Annotated in this window: 18 protein-coding genes and 1 pseudogene; 6 read left to right on the top strand and 13 right to left on the bottom strand. The window is 61.3% G+C overall.

Annotated elements, in window-relative coordinates:
- Window positions 1–90 precede the first annotated feature (90 nt).
- A complete protein-coding gene (locus ON14_RS13550) occupies window positions 91–372 on the bottom strand; it encodes a WXG100 family type VII secretion target (protein WP_141630074.1) in 282 nt (93 codons plus the stop codon).
- 38 nt (window positions 373–410) lie between these two features.
- On the bottom strand, window positions 411–728 hold the full coding sequence (locus ON14_RS13545) for a WXG100 family type VII secretion target (RefSeq protein WP_010205896.1): 318 nt from the start codon (window positions 726–728) through the stop codon (window positions 411–413).
- Window positions 729–1016: 288 nt separating this feature from the next.
- Between ON14_RS13545 and eccD the strand changes: the two genes are divergently transcribed.
- The 4 genes and pseudogenes from eccD (at window position 1017) to ON14_RS15290 (ending at window position 5009) form a co-directional block, all read left to right on the top strand.
- Entirely contained in the window at window positions 1017–2354 is a 1338-nt protein-coding gene (gene eccD / locus ON14_RS13540; RefSeq protein WP_010205895.1) for a type VII secretion integral membrane protein EccD, read from the top strand.
- Between the two features lie 8 nt (window positions 2355–2362).
- Window positions 2363–3403, top strand: a pseudogene (gene eccB, locus ON14_RS13535) (type VII secretion protein EccB); the annotation flags it as partial.
- A complete protein-coding gene (locus ON14_RS16550) occupies window positions 3310–3705 on the top strand; it encodes a type VII secretion protein EccB (RefSeq protein WP_443208540.1) in 396 nt (131 codons plus the stop codon). The pseudogene eccB and the gene ON14_RS16550, both read left to right, overlap by 94 nt.
- A complete protein-coding gene (locus ON14_RS15290) occupies window positions 3618–5009 on the top strand; it encodes a S8 family serine peptidase (RefSeq protein WP_010205893.1) in 1392 nt (463 codons plus the stop codon). The genes ON14_RS16550 and ON14_RS15290 overlap by 88 nt, the downstream gene beginning before the upstream one ends.
- An 18-nt stretch (window positions 5010–5027) precedes the next feature.
- Here ON14_RS15290 and ON14_RS13525 read toward each other — a convergent pair whose 3' ends face one another.
- The 3 genes from ON14_RS13525 to ON14_RS13515 all read right to left on the bottom strand — a co-directional run bounded on the left by ON14_RS13525 (window position 5028) and on the right by ON14_RS13515 (window position 7277).
- A complete protein-coding gene (locus tag ON14_RS13525) occupies window positions 5028–6089 on the bottom strand; it encodes a DUF5684 domain-containing protein (RefSeq protein WP_010205891.1) in 1062 nt (353 codons plus the stop codon).
- A gap of 226 nt (window positions 6090–6315) precedes the next feature.
- Window positions 6316–6819 carry a DoxX family protein gene (locus ON14_RS13520; RefSeq protein WP_010205890.1) on the bottom strand — a complete coding sequence of 168 codons (504 nt, stop codon included), beginning with the start codon at window positions 6817–6819 and terminating at the stop codon, window positions 6316–6318.
- Window positions 6816–7277 (bottom strand): DM13 domain-containing protein, encoded by a 462-nt coding sequence (locus ON14_RS13515; protein WP_010205889.1) that lies wholly within the window; start codon window positions 7275–7277, stop codon window positions 6816–6818. The genes ON14_RS13520 and ON14_RS13515 overlap by 4 nt, the downstream gene beginning before the upstream one ends.
- Before the next feature lie 161 nt (window positions 7278–7438).
- On the opposite strand from ON14_RS13515, the gene ON14_RS13510 reads away from it, so the two are divergent.
- Complete coding sequence (locus ON14_RS13510) at window positions 7439–8137, top strand: response regulator transcription factor (RefSeq protein WP_010205888.1); 699 nt, start codon at window positions 7439–7441, stop codon at window positions 8135–8137.
- A complete protein-coding gene (locus tag ON14_RS13505) occupies window positions 8134–9276 on the top strand; it encodes a sensor histidine kinase (RefSeq protein ID WP_010205887.1) in 1143 nt (380 codons plus the stop codon). Before ON14_RS13510 ends, ON14_RS13505 begins: the two co-directional genes overlap by 4 nt.
- A 41-nt stretch (window positions 9277–9317) precedes the next feature.
- Here the strand turns inward: ON14_RS13505 and ON14_RS13500 are convergent, their stop codons facing one another.
- The 8 genes from ON14_RS13500 to ON14_RS13465 form a co-directional block, all read right to left on the bottom strand.
- Entirely contained in the window at window positions 9318–10646 is a 1329-nt protein-coding gene (locus ON14_RS13500) for a S8 family peptidase (protein WP_010205886.1), read from the bottom strand.
- Window positions 10643–12028 carry a S8 family peptidase gene (locus ON14_RS13495; protein ID WP_010205884.1) on the bottom strand — a complete coding sequence of 462 codons (1386 nt, stop codon included), beginning with the start codon at window positions 12026–12028 and terminating at the stop codon, window positions 10643–10645. Before ON14_RS13495 ends, ON14_RS13500 begins: the two co-directional genes overlap by 4 nt.
- Complete coding sequence (locus ON14_RS16435) at window positions 12025–12750, bottom strand: S8 family serine peptidase (RefSeq protein WP_337459761.1); 726 nt, start codon at window positions 12748–12750, stop codon at window positions 12025–12027. Before ON14_RS16435 ends, ON14_RS13495 begins: the two co-directional genes overlap by 4 nt.
- Before the next feature lie 8 nt (window positions 12751–12758).
- Entirely contained in the window at window positions 12759–13349 is a 591-nt protein-coding gene (locus ON14_RS16430; protein ID WP_026037744.1) for a S8 family serine peptidase, read from the bottom strand.
- Window positions 13346–14722, bottom strand: a complete 1377-nt coding sequence (locus ON14_RS13480; protein ID WP_010205881.1) for a S8 family peptidase — start codon at window positions 14720–14722, stop codon at window positions 13346–13348. The genes ON14_RS16430 and ON14_RS13480 overlap by 4 nt, the downstream gene beginning before the upstream one ends.
- 229 nt (window positions 14723–14951) lie before the next feature.
- Complete coding sequence (locus ON14_RS13475; protein ID WP_010205879.1) at window positions 14952–16787, bottom strand: ABC-F family ATP-binding cassette domain-containing protein; 1836 nt, start codon at window positions 16785–16787, stop codon at window positions 14952–14954.
- A gap of 19 nt (window positions 16788–16806) precedes the next feature.
- Window positions 16807–17745, bottom strand: coding sequence for a 4-(cytidine 5'-diphospho)-2-C-methyl-D-erythritol kinase (locus ON14_RS13470; protein WP_010205878.1), 939 nt, complete (start codon window positions 17743–17745; stop codon window positions 16807–16809).
- A 100-nt stretch (window positions 17746–17845) separates the two neighbouring features.
- On the bottom strand, window positions 17846–18073 hold the full coding sequence (locus tag ON14_RS13465; protein WP_010205877.1) for a hypothetical protein: 228 nt from the start codon (window positions 18071–18073) through the stop codon (window positions 17846–17848).
- Window positions 18074–18075: the final 2 nt, after the last annotated feature.

Raw genomic sequence — 18075 nt, 5'->3', positions numbered from 1 at the left:
CGCACCTCTCTAAAATGCTGCGACTAGTTGGCGTGCGAGTGCCCGGTCAGACTGCGAAGTCTGACCGGGCAACACTGCCAGCGAAAATAGTTAGATGGAGAAACGGTTTGCTGAGGCGGAGTCGCTCTGCGTGTACTGCGAAGAAATCTGTTCGGTCTTCGACGCGATCTGAGTGAGCAACTGCTGCATCTCACCGAGCGTCGTAGCCCACTTGCGTTGCGCAACATCGTACTGCTGCTGCGCTTCTCCGCCCCATGATGCGCGAAGCTTGCCGACCTCAGACTCGAGGGTGTCGAGCGTTGACTTGATGCCCTGCGATCCGTTGCGGATCTCGCCGGCGAGCGCGGTGACCTGCGCGGGGTTGACTGACATTGACTGCATGATTAAACCTCTCTCGAAACGATGGTCGACTAGATGTTCGACATCATCGAGCCGAGGCCCGAGATCGTCGAGGAGTGCTCTTCTTCAGTCGCAGCCTGGTCACGTTCTGTGCCAGACAACGCTGCTTCGAGCGTGACGAGAACCTCGTTGAGCCTGCGTGCCTGCTCATCCCACGAGGTCATAAGACCCGTGAACGATGCGGCAGCGCCGCCCTGCCAGAAACCACGCAGCTGATCGATCTCGCCGCGAACTTTCTTTACCTGCTGGTCGATGCCAGCCTTTGCTTCGTTGACCGCCTGGGCGCCTCGCTTGAGGGCACCCTCTTCTGCGGAGATTACATCTGCCATGCTCACACTCCTTCATTAGTCGCATCTCGCCCGGATTGCCCCAGACAACACGCGAAATTCTCGCTTCACCCGACTTGAAACAAAAAGCTACACAAACTCACGATAGAGCACTAGGTAGATTAGCCACAACACGATTAACGTTGCGGCCAACCCCCACTATTGGGGTTATCCTACGCAATTGAGCCTCCCCCGCGTACTAGCATGGTCGCTAGACTGTGAGTAACAGTCAATCTTGATCCACGCCGTGCGCCAGCGCCGACGCTGTGGCAATAACCCCGAGGAGCTTTGTTGAGTCAGGCCATCGTTTCGGGCGGAACCCTCGTTCGAATCTCCATTGTGAGTGAAGGCCGACGGCTCGATGTCGGTGTGCCAGCACAAGTGCCGCTCATCGAGCTGCTGCCCGGATTCGCGCGCAGCCTAGGCGTGCTTGACCCCACACTCACTCACGGTGGTTATGCCCTTCACCGCGCCGACGCAACCGTACTCGATCCGGCATTAGCACTCGGCAGCCAAGGGGTGCGTGACGGAGAGCTCGTCACTCTCGTGCGCGGCGGCCTCATTACAGAGCCACGCATCTACGACGACATCGTAGAAGCGGTCATCGACGCGACAACATCCCAGCACGGCGAATGGACCCAACGTGATGGTGCGCGCACCGCGCTTGCCGTGAGTCTGAGCTTTCTGGCGTTGTGCGCAGTACTACTGGTTACCGCCGGCACGGGCTTTGCCATCGGTGCCATCGTTGCTGCGAGCGGTGCAGTAGTACTGATTGCCACCGCAGCCGTGCTGACGCGCACCGGTCAGCCCGAGGCAGGGCACGCCCTCGGCCTCGCCGCCGCACTGTTCGGTGCTATCGGCGGTTATCTTGCCGTTCCCCTCGAACCGATCTGGGGATGGCCGCTGGCCGCAGCCGGTCTCGGAGCTGTTGTTGTCGGCGGCCTAGCCCTCGCTTTCACCCAGCACGGCCCCGAAGTTCACCTCATCCCTATCGTCTTTGGCCTAGTCTTCAGCACGACCTCGATGATCGCGGCGCTACTGCCCGCCGGCGACCCCGCCCCCTACGCCATCATGATCGCGGTAATTGCGGCACTCTCCAACGGCCTTCCGTGGGTCGCACTCAGCTCTACCCGTATTCGGGTTATCTCGCCCCAAACCGATCTTGAGGTTTTTGCGCCACCGCAGCCGATCGACGCCAACGACGTGGCTTCACGCGCCGCCGCCGGTCAACGGGTCTTGATGTCGCTTCGCATCGCGCTTGGCCTCGCAACGTTGCTGGCCACGCCGCTCGTCGCAGCCTCGGGCGTCGCCGGCGCACTTCTCTGCGCGTTCGCGTTCGCCGGCATGATGTTTCAATCTCGGCAAACCTTCGCTCGCCTCGGAGTGCTCGTGGTGATGTTGCTCGGGGCGGCAGGGCTCACGCTCACCGGCCTTACCGTTTCCACAGCGCTGCCAGAACTTCGTTCACTGCTGCTTATTCTGCTGTTGGCCGCAACAGCTGTGCTGGTGGGACTTACATTGCTTAATCCGAAGGCCCGCATGCGACTGGCCCGGCTCGCAGACTCCGTCGAACTCCTCATTCTGGCAATCCTGCTGCCTCTCGGCGCTATTGCCGCCGGAATTGTCTAGGCCCTCCGATGGCATCAAAGAAAGACCTCATCGAGGCTCAAGGGTTCAGCCGCGGCCGCCTGCTCTCAGCGTTCACCGGCGGAGCGCCGGGTGGCAAAGAACTTGAACCGGCCAAGCCGCTCCGCGCGGTTTTTGCCGGCATAGCTCTCACGGCAATGGTCTTGCTCGCCGGAGTGTTCTACGGCTTTATTCGCCCCGGCCTTCCTGATGGTTGGGAAGACAACACCCTCATCCTTGTCAGCGACACCGGCGCCCGCTACGTGTCTATGGAAGGAGTGCTCTACCCAGTCATCAACACCGCGAGCGCACGCCTCATCATTCCGGCCGGCGAATTCTCGGTCGTCTCAACCGACAGCGATACGTTAGCGGGGATCGAAATCGGTCCAACCATCGGAATTCTGGGTGCACCAGACGATCTCCCCATGCCTGAGTCGCTCATCAACTCGTCGTGGACCAGTTGCGCGCTCTCCGACGCAGAATCAGCGGTGGCGGTGATGGACGACACCCCAATTGACGCGACCGACCGTGGCGCCGTTGTCACCGTCAACGACCAAATTTATGTCATCGCCGGTGACCGCCGATTCGAAGTCGACAGCGCCGAAGCCGAATCGGTCTTACGTGCTGTTGGGCTTACCGCATCCGCAGCCGTCGAAGTCAGCGGCCGTTGGCTCAATCTTTTCCCCCAGGGAGACGCCCTCGCCCCGCTTGAGGTGATCAACGCCGGTGACGACTTCAGCGGCACCGATTTCGTTATTGGCACCGTGCTGCATCCCCAAGGCAGCGATCCCGACACCCGTTTCGTGCTCACCAACGACGGCCAACTTGCACCTCTCAGCCCGCTGGCGTACCAGCTATACCTTCTTGGCTCGGGCGCATTACTCGGCGGAGAACGAGAAGTGAGCCCCGCCGAGATCGCCGCGATACCCACCGCCACTGACCCAGCCGGTGGCAACGAATGGCCCACCGATGTGCTCTCTGGTTTCGCCGCCGAGACCCCACCGTGCGCGCTGCTCGTGCACGACGACGAAGGAAACGCCTCTACCCTGCTTGCCACCGCCACCACCACCACCACAGAATTTCGGCCTGGAACACACGTCAGCATCGGCGGAGGCGCCCTCGTCAGAGTAGGCGGCACTGGCACCGAATCCGGAGTGTGCATCTCATCGATGGCTCCGGAGTGGCCTACACAATCCCCGGCGCAAATGATGACATTGTGGCCCAGCTCGGCTACGAGACCACTAACATCGCCACACTTCCCCAACCGTGGCTGCAGTTCTTCACCTTTGGCCCCGCGTTGACGGTAGAGGCGGCGCGCTCGACACCGAACGCGGCCAGCACCCCGGGAACCTAGTGAATTATCGCTGGCAGCTCACCACCCGCCGCGTTGTGCACGCATCGCTGGCGGTCATCCTCGCCAGTCTGGGGATTGCCGCCACCGGGCCGACAGCGCACGCAGCAACTCCACCAGCGGGCGAATGCGCACCGGGAAACGTGGCCTACAGCGCTGATGCTCCCGAAGCGCTCGCCATGCTCCAATCTGAGGCGCTCGGGAACCGTGCCACCGGTGCAGGAATCATTGTCGCCGTCATCGACTCTGGTGTCGACGCGAACAACGCCCACCTGAGAGACGCCGTGATCGGCGGAATCAACCTCGTCGGTGATGGCGAAAACAGCCAAGGGCTCAGCGATCTCGACGGCCACGGAACAGCAATTGCGGGCCAAATCGCCGCACGCCAGATTCCGGAATCCGGAGTGATCGGCCTTGCCCCCGCCGCACAAATCTTGTCAGTGCGGGTGTATCGCGGAACCGACGACGAATCCGTCAAAGCAGGATTCGGGCCGACCAGCGAGCGACTCGCTGCCGGCATCCGCTACGCAGTAGACAACGGCGCACGCATCATCAACGTTTCGCTCAGCAACTCGTCAGACTCCCCCGCTCTGGGAGCAGCAGTCGACTACGCCGTTGCCAACGGCAGCCTCATCGTCGCGAGCGCGGGCAATCGCGCCACCGCAGAAGTGAAAAGCGACGGAGCCCGCTACCCCGCAGCCCACGCGGGCGCTCTGGCGGTAACCGCCGTTGATAGTCGGGGGCTCGCCACCGAAGACTCCATCCATGGAGCCCATATCGACGTTGCTGCTCCCGGCTCACAGATTCTCACCTCATCCACGGGCGCCGGCGACTGCCTCTACGCCGGCGAGGTGCCATCATCAAGTTTCGCGACCGCGTACGTGAGCGCTGCGGCCGCGGCCGTCGCTCAGGTCTACCCCAGCGAAACACCGGCCCAATGGGAGTACCGCCTTCTTGCTACCGCCCTTCGGGAGAACCCCGACGCCCGCGACGACCTCGTGGGCTGGGGAATCATCCAGCCGCTCGACGCCGTGACGCTGTATCCGGATGCGTCAACCCGCGGCCCCGCCAGCGCCTTCTTCAGCGACAGCACCGGAGCCATGCAGGCCGAGCCGGTGACACTCGCCCCCGCTAATGCGGCATCCGATTCGCTCGGAGCTCAACAGCTCATGGTGGTCGCCGGCGTTGCTGGACTCACAATCTTGGGCACGCTCGCCGTCATCATTGTGTTCCGCAATCGGCGGCGGCCGACAAGCGAACTGCCACCGCCCGCTAGCGGCGGGCTCCTCAATCGCAAGAAGCCGTGACCACGCTAGCAATCTAGGTTAGCGCTGCGGGTCATCCGTATAGCTCACTCGAACGCCAACCTTGCCGAGCGCGAAAGACTCGACGAGGCGGGCAGAACCGCCAGTGCTCAGCGCCTGCTCCGTAGCGTCGACAGCGACAACGAGCACACCGTTAGTGGAATTCAGATCGGTGATGTGCCAACCACCGTCGGAAAAGACCAACTGAGCGTGCACTTTAGACAGCGTTCGAGTGCTGTCCGGCACCGCGATTGCTTGAACCTCCGGACGATCCGACGTTGGATTGCGCCCCAAGATCACCGTCGTCGACGTGATCACCACCGAAAAACCACCATCTGCGGTGAGCCACCATTGCATAACCGGGGGCGGGACAGCTGCGGGAGGTTCAACGACAGGAAGCTCAACGGCAGCACGTTGTTCGATGACCGGAGGCTGATTGATCACCGGAGGAGCGACAGCGACTGGGGTTTGGGTGACCGGCGGGGCGGGAGCAATGACCGGAGCTTGGGTGACCGGCGGGGCGGGAGCAATGACCGACGCTTCGGCGACTGCTGGAACGGGAGGGATGACCGGGGGTGCGGCCGGCATGGCATAGCCCGACAGGTCAGAATGGGGCGACGACACTGGCTGCGCAGACTGGATGGCCGGGGCATCCAGAACGGCATTGCGATCTGCCCGCTGGCCGTTGCTGTGGGCAGCGGTGGCGGGGGCAGCCCTGGAGCCCCACGCGAGCACACTCGCCCAGACCGGGGGAAACAGCGCTGCAACAACCGTCAGGCCCGCCCCGCGGCCGAGCTGCACAGTGATGCGGTGTTGAGCGAGAATCACGAGGTAGATGCCATACAACTGCACGAGGGGAATGAACAGGTACACAATCGACCAGCTAGGCACGCGGCCTCGGTCAAGAATCTCCATCGTGTTGACGACGGGAACCCACGCTTTCCAGGACTCGCCGCCGACCTTGGGCAGCAGCTTCGCCAGCGCGAGCGCGTACCAGACATGAACGACGAGGCCACCAAGGAGGCCCACCGTCACGAGCGTCGCGATCATCGCAGCGAACTCTTGCGGCTCATATTCGGCCATCGAACCTGCTCCTCGGTGTTGAGTACTCACGATCCTGTCAGGATGCTCGTAGTCGGGCTAATGCGGAACAGAAATGATGCGAGGCTGAGATCACAACCCCCGGAACGTACTGAGCTTTTCTATGTTATTACGAATCCGAACGAGGCGGGCAAACCCCGGCCTGCAGCCCCCGAACTGCGAGCTGCAGGCCATTGGTGAGGCTGCAGGTAACTACGAAGGTCGAGCGCTAGAGCCAGCGCCGCACGGGAGCTGAGAACCAGCGGGTTTCGGGCTTCTTTCGCTTGACGAGTTTCTCGACGATCGTGGTGACCGAGATCCGTGATGCGCTGACGATGAAAGCCACCGTGACAACGGAGAGTGCCAGCATGATCGGGTATTCCTCGATCAGCTGATCGGCGGACCAATACGACAGGAGCGTTACGGCACTCATGAGTGCGGCCGGAAAGGTCAGTACGCCCAGGATGAGGGCGATGCCGAGGCCGACCTCAAGAGCGGGAATGGCCCAGCCGAAGAAGCCGGGGGCACCACCGAGGAAGGTGGCGGTGAAGGCCTCGAAGCCGTCAGCGACCCGATTATTGGATGCTGTGCTGTCGACGACCAGGCCGATGTCGGCACCGTCGAATCCTGCCGTGATCTTGAAGAGACCTTCGTTCAACCACAGGATGCCGAGGCCGACCCTCGCCGCTCCCGTGATGACGGAAGCGACGAGGGAAAGCGCACGGTTCATCATGAGAGGAGTGCTGATCCGAAGATTGCCTTGACCTTGTCGCAGTAGATGACGACGGTGTCGTAACCGGAAACATCCATGGCGTCGAAGGTGAAGGTCTGGCTGGCTTCGTCGTAGGCGACGGCGTCGATCTGCATGCCACCCGCTACGGCATCCTCGTCATTGCCGTTGGTGAGGTAGATGTTGAGGTCGGGGCCTTCGTCAGAGGAGTAGCCCTCGAGCACGATCTCGGTGCCACTGACAGTGACGGTTCCTGCGACGGAGTGCTCGCCGGCGCCCTCGAAGGTTCCGGTGTGCTCTTCGTGCATCATTTCCGTGTCGGTGCCGGTCTCAGTCTCCGATGCCGACGACTCCGGGGCAGTGGATTCACTGCTGGTGGTGTCAGTTGCTGCACCGCTGCAGGCGCTGAGCATGAGCGAGAGAGCGAGGATGGCGGCGCCGGTGATTGCTGTTTTTCTCATGAGGGAGTTCCTAAGTTCGTAGTGTGTGGAGGAAGTCAGCGAGTCAATGACGCGGTGACGGTTACGAACCTAAGCCGGGCGATCGTCGAAAGTGACGGATGTTTCAAGAGCGTAAGAATTGAAACCGGTATTCACTAGGGCGGCCGCCCTAGGCTGGGGCTATGGAAAATCAGCCGAGTGTCACGATCGTGGAAGACGATGCGACAGTGCTCTCGGTTGTCAGCGAATACCTGCGTGCGCGAGGATATTCCGTTACGGGCATTAGCGACGGAATCGAGGCGCGCGATGCTCTGCGCGGCCCCCTTCCCGACGTGCTCATCCTCGACCGGATGCTGCCCGGTGTCGGCGGCGACGAGCTGTGCCGCCAGGCGCGCGCGGCATCCGCCCAACTGCCCATCATCATGCTGACCGCTCTGGATGCCGTAGAAGAACGCATCGATGGTCTCGAACACGGTGCTGACGATTACATCGCGAAACCGTTCTCGTTGCGGGAATTGCAACTGCGCGTGGACGCCATGGTGCGCCGCACGCGCAGCTCGCACGTGTCATCCGAACCGTTCACGCTCGGCCAATTTCGCGTTGACCCGGCGCATCGCACCATCTTGCTCGAGGGCAACGAAATGACGCTGACGACCCGCGAGTACGAGCTGTTTCTGTTTCTGCTGCAGAACCCCGACCGGGTGCTCAGCCGCGACGATATCCTGCGCGAGGTGTGGGGCTGGAGCTTCGGCGAAGCGTCCACCGTCACGGTGCATGTGCGCCGCCTGCGCGAAAAGATTGAACCCGAACCGCGCTACCCGCGCTACCTGCTCACTGAGTGGGGCAAGGGCTACCGCTTCACTGTGAAGGATGCCGCATGATTCTCAGCCTGAGCGAATGGCTCCTCATTCTCGCCACCGCCGCGGTCTGCACCGCCGCGGTCATGCTCGTCGCGATGCTCGTGCTGCGCCTCAATCGCCGGCGAACGATCGCGTTCCAGTTCACCGTGGTCGTGATCGCGGCGATTCTCTCGATCGCGCTCTCCACTGTTGTCATCACCGCTCAAATGCACTTCACGAGCCACGACCTACAGATCGTGCTCGGAGTCGTCGGCATCTCGGCACTCATGAGTCTCGGCGCCGCGCTCGTGAGCGGACGAGCCGTGCGGCGAGCGTTCGCTGCTCTGCGCGAATCCGTGGAACGAGTGGGTGCCGGCCACGTAGTTGAGCCCGCGGCGGGCACGTGGAAAGAGGTCGCTGAGGTCTCTACCCAGCTCTCGGAGGCATCCGAACGCCTTGCTGCCGCCCGCGACGAGATCGCTCGGCTCGATGCCTCGCGCCGCCAGTTCTTCGCGTGGATCTCGCACGACCTGCGCACTCCCCTAACCGGCATCAGCGCCCTCGCCGAAGCCCTCGACGCAGGGGTTGTCGATGACCCCAGTGACTACCTACGCCAGATCCGCACCCAAGTCGGCACCATGAACCGACTCGTGGATGACCTTTTCGAGCTCTCACTCATCCAGAGCGGAACCCTCAAACTTCGCCCCGAGAATATCGAACTGCTCGATATTGTGTCGGATGCAGTTTCTGACGTCAGGCAGCTGGCGGCGGCCCGTGGCATCGAGATCACCCATGCCGGCGTGGAGGGGCGGATGCTGTGGGCCGACCCCCACGAGCTCACGCGCGTGGTCGTGAATCTGCTCACCAACAGCATCCGGTACGCGCCCGCGGACTCGCAGATTCTGGTGAGCGCCGACCAGCGCGACGACACCAGCCTTGTACTGTCGGTACTCGATCAGGGCAGTGGCGTGGCTAGTGAAGACCTCAGTCACATGTTTGAGATCGGCTGGCGCGCGACCGAAGCTCGCACCCCAGAAAAAGAGTCAAGCGGCTCAGCAGGCGCAGGCCTCGGACTTGCGATCGTGCGCGGCATTGTCGAAGCGCACGGCGGCGGCGTGAACGCCGAGCAGAGCCCCGAAGGGTTCAGGCTCAACGTCGCGCTGCCCACGACGGTGAGCTGACTCGGCGGCTGACGCCGCCACTGCGCGCCGACCCTCGCGTGTTACTGCTGCTTCGGAGTTGACTCCGTCGCTGATGGCGTAGTTGCAACAGCGGAGTTTCGTCGCGAGCGACGCACCAGCACCACGATCAGCACCACAATGCCGGCGAGCACCACAAGGCCAATCAGGCCTGCGATCGCTAGGCCCGTCAAGATGCCGGTGAGGTCGAGATCAGACGGCTGATCGGCGGAGTCTTCCGGGGCGGTGGTGGGTTCGACCGGGTTGTAGATCTCGTCGAACGTGGGATACGACCCGTCAGCCATACTCACGAAGGGGTTCTCCGTCGAGTACTGCGTTGGATCAGCAGCAAGAAGGGTCCGCAAAGAGATGTAACCGTAGCCGTACGTGTACTCATCCCGAACCGCGTCGGGGTTACCGCCGCTGGTGTTTCGAATCAGCGACTGCAGCAACTGGTTAGGGGAAGCCTCGGGATACTTTTGCATCGCCAACGCGAGAATTCCCGCGGCCAGCGGGGTTGCCATTGACGATCCGCTCGTGAGCTCTTGCTCTTCCCAGCTCTCTCCGTAAGCGCCCTGAACGGTCACGTCCAAACCCGGCGCAATAATTTGCGTATATATGTTCTGCACCGGGATCTGCTCACCGGTAGACCCGCCAGCTTGCACTGCCAGAACTCCGTTTCCTCCCGCCGGCATAACCGCCCCGAACATTACGTCCGTCGTGTTGAGAGTGCCGGCAACAATGACGACTTCCTCGCGCACCGCCCGAGCGATCGCGTGATTCAGCACCTCATCACCGGGGCTGACGAGAGATGACACCGAGATGATGTCTGCTCCAGCGTCCATCGCTGCTTCCATCGCCCTGCCAAGTTGGATTTCGAGAGCGGAAAAACCCAGATCAGGGTCACCGCAGGCAATCGAATCACCGTCACTAGTGACATCGGTGACATTAACGACGTAGTAAAGCACCTCAGCGTCGGGGGCGACCCCCTTAATGCCAGTCTGGCCGGGGTAGCCATCACCCGTTCCCGAAATCATCGACACAACATTGGTGCCGTGAATCGCGTCGAGAACTCCGCTGCGGTCGGTCGATACCGCCGGATAGAAATCCTGCGCCGCCTCATCAAAGCACAGAGACGGCTCGATAACCGTCACGTTCGCATCCCGCAACGTCGGAATATCAGTATTGATAGGCGAATCCATCACCGCAATCGTGATGCCCTCCCCGGTCAACCCCGACGCGTGCGCCTCACCAATCCCTAGCTGATCGAAATACCAGAAACCATCCTCCTGCGCTGACGCGGGAAGTGCCGACGACAGCAGAAGCGTCGAGGCCACAACAGTTGCAAGAAGAGGTCGAACTGCGCGCATCATGAGTTCTCCGAATTTGAGGGCGTTGCGGTGGGGTCGATCGCGGCAGACTTCTTTCCTGAGCGACGCACCAGCACCACGATCAGCACCACAATGCCGGCGACCGCCACAAGGCCGATCAGGCCCGCGATCGCTAGGCCCGTCAGGACACCCGTGACGTCGGAATCGGACGGCTGATCGGCTGAGGCCTCTGACGGCTCCGGCTCCGGAGTGGGCTCGACCGGATTGAAAATCTCGTCATAGGTCGGATCGATATCGTTTAGGTCGATTATGGGGTTCTCATCCGGATACCCCGTCGGATCAACGGCAAGCATGCCCGTTATCGAAGCCGTGCCATAACCAAAAGTTTCCGTGGTGTCGTATTGAACATCGTGCTCTGAGCCGCCGGTATTCCTCAGCAACGACTGGATCAACTGGTTACCAGTCGCCGTCGGATATTTGCTCTTCAGCACTGCCATAAAACTCGCAACCACAGGGGTCGCATACGAAGTACCGTAGCCGATCTCCTGCGACTCCCACCCGTCAGGACCACCCTGAGTAAGGACCGCAAGCCCAGGACCCGCCACCACCGTGTCCTGATCAAGATTCGGCGCTAGGCCGATAGATCCTACGCTTTCCTGAATTTTTCCGTCAGCACCAAGCGCCTGCACGGCGACGACACCGTTACCTCGCGCCGGAAAATCGTAACTCATCGTAAACGCCTGCGAGTTCGGCATCGCGGCGACCACGACGACACCCTCCCGAAGTGCACGAGCGACCGTCGCGACCAAGGCGTCGTGCGGGGTAAGGCCCGCGGAGATAGAGATAATGTCGACGCCTTCGTCCATGGCCGCGTTCATCGCTTCCGCAATCGAATCGGAAGTGTTATCCGAGAGAAGCGGATCGAACTCACCGGAGCCGGTAGAAGAATCCTCGCGGTAGCAGTACGGCGCTGGACTATCTTTTTCGCTGCCCCGATCTACCCACGCCGAGTAGAACAAGACCGTGGCATCGGGCGCTACACCCTGCACTCCTGTCTGGCCCGGATATCCGTCGCCAGTACCAATGATGAACGAGACCACGTTCGTAGCGTGCACCGCCTCGTTCTCACCCGCGACCACAGTCGACACAACTGGAACGTCGGCTTCAAAACCCGCGGTCTTGCACAGCGGATCCTGCACCTCAAGATTCGCATTCTTCAGCGTGGGAATATCGGGATTGATTTGCGCGTCAATGACCGCGATCTTCACCCCTTGACCAGTAAATCCCGCCGTGTGTGCCGCACCAACGCTGAAGGCATCGAAATACCACGTCCCATCCTCCTGCGCTGACGCGGGCAATGCCCCCGATAGCAACAGAGTTGAGACCACAACAGTCGCAAGTAGAGGTCGTGCTGCGCGCATCATGAGTTCTCCGAATCTGAGGGCGTTGCCGCGGTGTCGATCGCGGCAGACTTCTTTCCTGACCGGCGCACCAGCACCACGATCAGCACCACGATGCCGGCGACCACAACAAGACCAATCAAGCCTGCGACCGCTAGGCCCGTCAAGATGCCGGTGAGGTCGAAATCAGACGGCTGATCGGCGGAGTCTTCCGGGGCAGCGGTGGGTTCGACCGGGTTGTAGATCTCGTCGAACGTGGGAGACACTTCGTCACTCATAACCACGAACGGGTTCTCGGTCGAGTACTGGGTCGGATCAGCAGCAAGAAGGGTTCGCAAAGAGATGTAACCGTAGCCGTACGTGAACTGATCCCGAACCGCGTCGGGGTTACCGCCGCTGGTGTTTCGAATCAGCGACTGCAACAACTGGTTAGGGGATGCCTCCGGATATTTTTGCATCGCCAACGCAAGAATTCCGGCGGCCAGCGGGGTCGCCATTGACGACCCGCTCGTGAGCGCCTGCTCTTCCCAGCTCTCTCCGTAAGCGCCCTGAACGGTCACGCCCAAGCCCGGCGCAATAATTTGCGTATAGATGTTGTCCACTGGGATCTGCTCAACGCTAGTCCCGCCAGCTTGCACCGCCAGAACTCCGTTTCCCCCCGCCGGCATAACCGCCCCGAGTATTATGTCCGTCGTGTTGAGAGTGCCGGCAACAATGATGACTTCCTCACGCACCGCCCGAGCCATCGCCTGAGTCAACACGGACCGCCAGGGCTGACCAGAGACGACACCGAGATGATGTCCGCTCCAGCATCCATCGCCGCTTCCATCGCTACCCCAAGCCGATTATCGGATACGGAATAACCCACGTCAGGGTCACCGCAGACAATCGAATCACCGTCACTAGTGACATCGGTGACATTAACAACGTAGTAAAGCACCTCAGCGTCGGGGGCAACGCCCTTGATGCCAGTCTGGCCGGGGTAGCCATCACCCGTTCCCGAAATCATCGACACGACATTCGTGCCATGAATCGCATCGAGAACTCCGCTGCGGTCGGTCGATACCGCCGGATAAAAGTCCTGCGCCGCCTCATCAAAGCACAGAGACGGCTCAATAACCGTCACGTTCGCATCCCGCAACGTCGGAATATCAGTATTGATAGGCGAATCCATCACCGCAATCGTGATGCCCTCCCCGGTCAACCCCGACGCGTGCACCTCACCAATCCCGAGCTGATCGAAATACCAGAAGCCATCCTCCTGCGCTGACGAAGGTAATGCCCCTGACAGCAACAGTGTTGAAGCCACAACAGTTGCAAGAAGAGGTCGGGCTGCGCGCTTCATGAGTTCTCCGAATCTGAGGGTGCTGCGGTGGGGTCGATCGCGGCAGACTTCTTTCCCGACCGGCGCACCAGCACCACGATCAGCACCACGATGCCGGCGACCACCACAAGACCAATCAGACCTGCGATCGCTAGGCCCGTCAGGATGCCGGTGAGGTCGAGATCAGACGGCTGATCCACTGGTTCTTCCGTCAGCTCCGGCTCAGGAGTGGGCTCGACCGGATTGAAAATCTCGTCATACGACGGAGTAACGTCGTTGGGATCGATTATCGGGTTCTCGTCGGGATACACGGTCGGATCGCTAGCGAGCATGCCCGTCATCGACGCAATCCCGTAGCCGTAGAGCTTCTCACCGTCATATCTGAGCTCGTGTTCCACACCCCCGGTGTTTCTGAGTAGCGACTGGATCAACTGGTTTCCGGTTGCCGTCGGATATTTGCTCTTGGCTACCGCGAGAAACCCAGCGACAATCGGCGTCGCATACGAGGTTCCGTAGCCGATTCTCTGTGACTCCCACCCGTCGGGACCACCCTGAGTGAGCACACCAAGCCCAGGACCCGCCACCACAGTGTCCTTGTCGGCATTCGGTGCGAGGCCGACCGATCCGACACTCTCCTGAATTTTGCCGTCAGAACCAACCGCCTGCACAGCAACAACACCATTTCCCCGCGCCGGAAACTCGTAAATCATCGAGAAAGCCTGCGAGTTCGGCATCGCCGCAACAACGATCACGCCTTCTCGAAGAGCGCGAGCAACCGCGGCGATCAACTCGTCGCCAGGAGTGAGGCCGCCGGAGACAGAGATGATGTCCACGCCCGCATCCATTGCATCGTTCATCGCCTCCTCGATAGCAAACGAAGGAAGATCATCGCCTATAGCAGTGAATTCCCCACCAAATTCGTCTCGGTAGCAGTACGGAGCGGGGCTATCTTCTTCGCTGCCTCGATCAACCCACGCTGCGTAGTACAACACTGTCGCACCGGGTGCGACACCCGTTATGCCGGTCTGGCCCGGATATCCGTCACCCGTGCCGACGATGAGCGACGCCACATTTGTGCCGTGCACCGCCTCGCCTTCGCCCTCGACCACTGTCGATACGGCAGGGACATCCGCTATGAAGCCCTCGGTCTTGCACAGCGGATCCTGCACCTCAAGATTCGCATTCTTCAGCGTCGGCACATCCGGATTGATCTGCCCATCAATGACAGCGACCTTCACACCTTGACCGGTGAACCCCGCCGTGTGCGCCGCACCAACCTTGAAAACATCGAAATACCAAGAACCCTCGTCTTGGCCCGACGCGGGAAGCGCCCCCGATAGCAACAGCGTTGAGGCGAGAACCGTCGCCGCCGCGAATCGTGCGGAGCGCTTCACTTGCGCACCAGATCCGTTGCGCGAGGCGCGGTTAGGCCGAAAACTGCCACGGGGTTACCTCTTTCAGGTTCGAGCGCAGCAGCCTGCCCAGCCCGACCCTCAAGCCTGACTAGGCGACACCACCTAGGAGAATATGGACGCGCAGCGAAGACTCAACTAGGCGACATATTTTCACTATACCCGGTAATGTGTTGGCGCAAAACGCCAGCACGACCCCAGTTCGGTGCCCCTAGGCGAGAAGTTCTTCGAGCTCCAGCCAGCGCATCTCGACAGTGTCGAGAGCCTCTTGAAGGGCCTGCTGTTCGCCAACGAGAGCGCCAAGACCGGCGAAGTCTGACTGGTCGTGGGTGGCCATCCGCTGGTGAAGCTCCGTGATCTGGCTCTGCAGCTTCGTGATCTTGCGGCTGGCCGCAGCGTGCTCTTTCTGCGAGTTGCGCAATTCGGCACCACCCAGCTTCGGTTTCGCTTTGGCAGCCGTGGCATCCGGAGCACCCGCAGCTGCACCAGAAGCGTTGCCGGTGGAGCCCTTGATCTGCTGGTTGCGCAGCTCGAGATACTGGTCAACACCACGCGGCAGGTGACGGAAGCCGCCCTCCATCACCGCATACTGCTGGTCAGTGACGCGCTCGATCAGGTACCGGTCGTGGCTCACGACGAGCAGCGTGCCCGGGTAGGTGTCGAGAAGGTCTTCGATGGCGGCAAGCATGTCGGTGTCGAGGTCGTTAGTGGGCTCATCCAGAATCAGAACGTTCGGCTCCGAGAGCAAGATCAGTAAGAGCTGCAGACGACGCTTCTGGCCACCCGACAGATCTTTCACCGGGGTCGACAGCTGGGCGCTCGTGAAGCCCACGCGCTCCAACATTTGGGTGGGCGTCATCTCTTTGCCACCAGCAACGTAGGTGCTCTTGTGGCGACCGATGACCGTGCTGACACGTTCATTCCAGATATCTTCGAGCTCCGCGAGCTGCTGCGTGAGGGTGGCGACCTTGATGGTCTTACCGCGCTTCACTCGACCGCTGGTCGGCAGGAGCGTTCCGGAGACTAGCGAGAGCAGCGTCGACTTTCCGGCGCCGTTGACGCCCAGGATGCCCGTGCGCTCCCCCGGAGCGATGCGCCACGTCACGTCGTTGAGAACCGTCTTCTCCCCCGCAACGCCCGTTGCCGGATCGATTACCGGGTAGGTGACAGTGACACCTTCAAGGTCGACAACGTCTTTGCCGAGTCGCTGCATCGCCATGGACGACAGCGAGACGCTATCGCGGGCGGGCGGCTCGTTCTCAATCAAATCGTTGGCGGCATCAATGCGGAACTTCGGCTTCGTCGTGCGCGCGGGAGCACCGCGGCGCAACCAGGCGAGCTCTTTGCGCATCAGGTTCTGACGCTTCGACTCCGAAGCGGCCGCCATGCGGTCACGCTCCACGCGCTGCAGAATGTAGGCCGCGTAACCGCCCTCGAAAGGCTCGATCAGGCGATCGTGCACCTCCCACGTGGCAGTACAAATCTCATCGAGGAACCACCGGTCGTGAGTGACGACCAACAGCCCACCGGCGTTGGTTCCCCAACGACGCTTGAGATGACCGGCCAGCCACGAAATACCTTCGACGTCGAGGTGGTTAGTGGGCTCATCCAAGAAGATGACATCCCAGTCACCAATAAGCAGAGCGGCAAGAGCAACACGACGGCGTTGGCCACCGGAGAGATCGCCAACTTTGGCCTCCCACGGGATGTCGGCCGCGAGACCCGCGATGACGTCGCGAACCTTGGGGTCGCCCGCCCACACGTGCTCATCGATATCGCCGATGACGGTCTCGTGCACGGTCTTGGTGCCATCGAGTTCATCAGCCTGATCGAGCATGCCGAGGGTGACGCCGTTGCGCCGGGTGACTCGCCCCTCGTCGGGATCGAGCTTGCCCGAGAGCATCCGCATAAGGGTAGTTTTGCCGTCACCGTTGCGACCGACGATGCCGATACGGTCGCCCTCGTCGAGGCCGATCGTGACATTGTCAAAGATTACGCGGGTCGGAAATTCAAGATGAAGGGACTCAGCGCCAAGAAGGTGTGCCATTCGGGCAAGCCTAGCCGGGTTAATCGGTGATAATTCGCGCTCCATGAACTGGGCCGGTTGCCCGCACCACATTCATTTGGGCCGCACTCAACACAATTTGCAGTTCAAGGGCCGAATCGAGGTCTGCGGCAAGGAACGCCACCGTCGGACCCGAGCCCGAAACGATACCCGCGAGCGCACCATTCTTTTCGCCAAGTTCAATGACGGAAGCCAGCGAGGGCTCCATATGAAGGGCCGGCGCTTGAAGATCGTTGTGGAGACTCTCGGCAAGCATGTGGGGGTCGCCGGCGCGCAACGCCTGCAGCACATCCGTCTCGACACTGGGGGCAACCTCAGCCGGGAAGATATCTTGCGAGTGACGTTCACGGTGCAGATCGAGCTCGTTGTAGACCTCCGGAGTTGAGAGCCCAGAATCAGAAAGCGCCAACACCCACTGAAACTGGCCCTTAGCCAGAGCCGGGCTGAGTTGGTCGCCACGGCCTGTTCCTATTGCTGTTCCGCCGGTCAGCGCGAACGGCACGTCGGCACCCAGTTCTGCCGCCATGCCGAGCATCTGTTCGCGCGACGTATTGGTGCCCCACAGCGCGTCACAGGCAAGGAGAGTTGCCGCGGCATCCGCAGACCCGCCCCCCATGCCGCCAGTGACGGGAACATGTTTGTCAATCTCCAGCCGAACACCACCGCGGTAACCGCTTCGACGCGCCAACAACCGGGCTGCCTTGATCGCAATGTTTGAACCGTCGGTGGGGACGCGCGACAAATCTACGGTTCCCGTAACGGAGACGGAGAAGTCATCAGCGGGATACGCGCGCACATCTTCATAGAGCGACACAGCCTGATAGGCGATCGCCACATCGTGGTAGCCATCCTCGAGCAGGGAGCCCACCTTGAGGAAGACATTAATCTTGCCAGGGGCTCGCGCGTGAACCATGGTGGAGGCTGCCGGGACGGAAGTCATGAACCAAACTTACCTTGTGCAGTGGACCGGTCTGTGCGCGGGGGTGTGGATAACTCTCAGCGACGGACGCTGTTAGGGACCGAGCACGACGGCAGGATAACTACTGCGGAATCGGAAGCCCGCGAGCGGCCGCGTACCGTGCAGAAACCGACTCAGCCCACTCGGCGCTGAGATGATCGGCGTTCGTGGCAAACCATCCCACGATGTCGGCGTGCGGCCACTTGGTGGCGCCAGCCATATCGAGAAATGCGAACCATTCATCCGGATGCCGCCCCGTTCCTTCTAGAACGTCACGATCGCTGGGGGTGTGGCTCGTTGCATCCGACATGA

Source organism: Salinibacterium sp. PAMC 21357 (genome assembly GCF_000247645.1).
Taxonomy (GTDB): domain Bacteria; phylum Actinomycetota; class Actinomycetes; order Actinomycetales; family Microbacteriaceae; genus Rhodoglobus.
The sequence above is the reverse complement of the archived record's forward strand: the minus strand, read 5'-3'. Positions and strand labels throughout refer to the sequence as shown.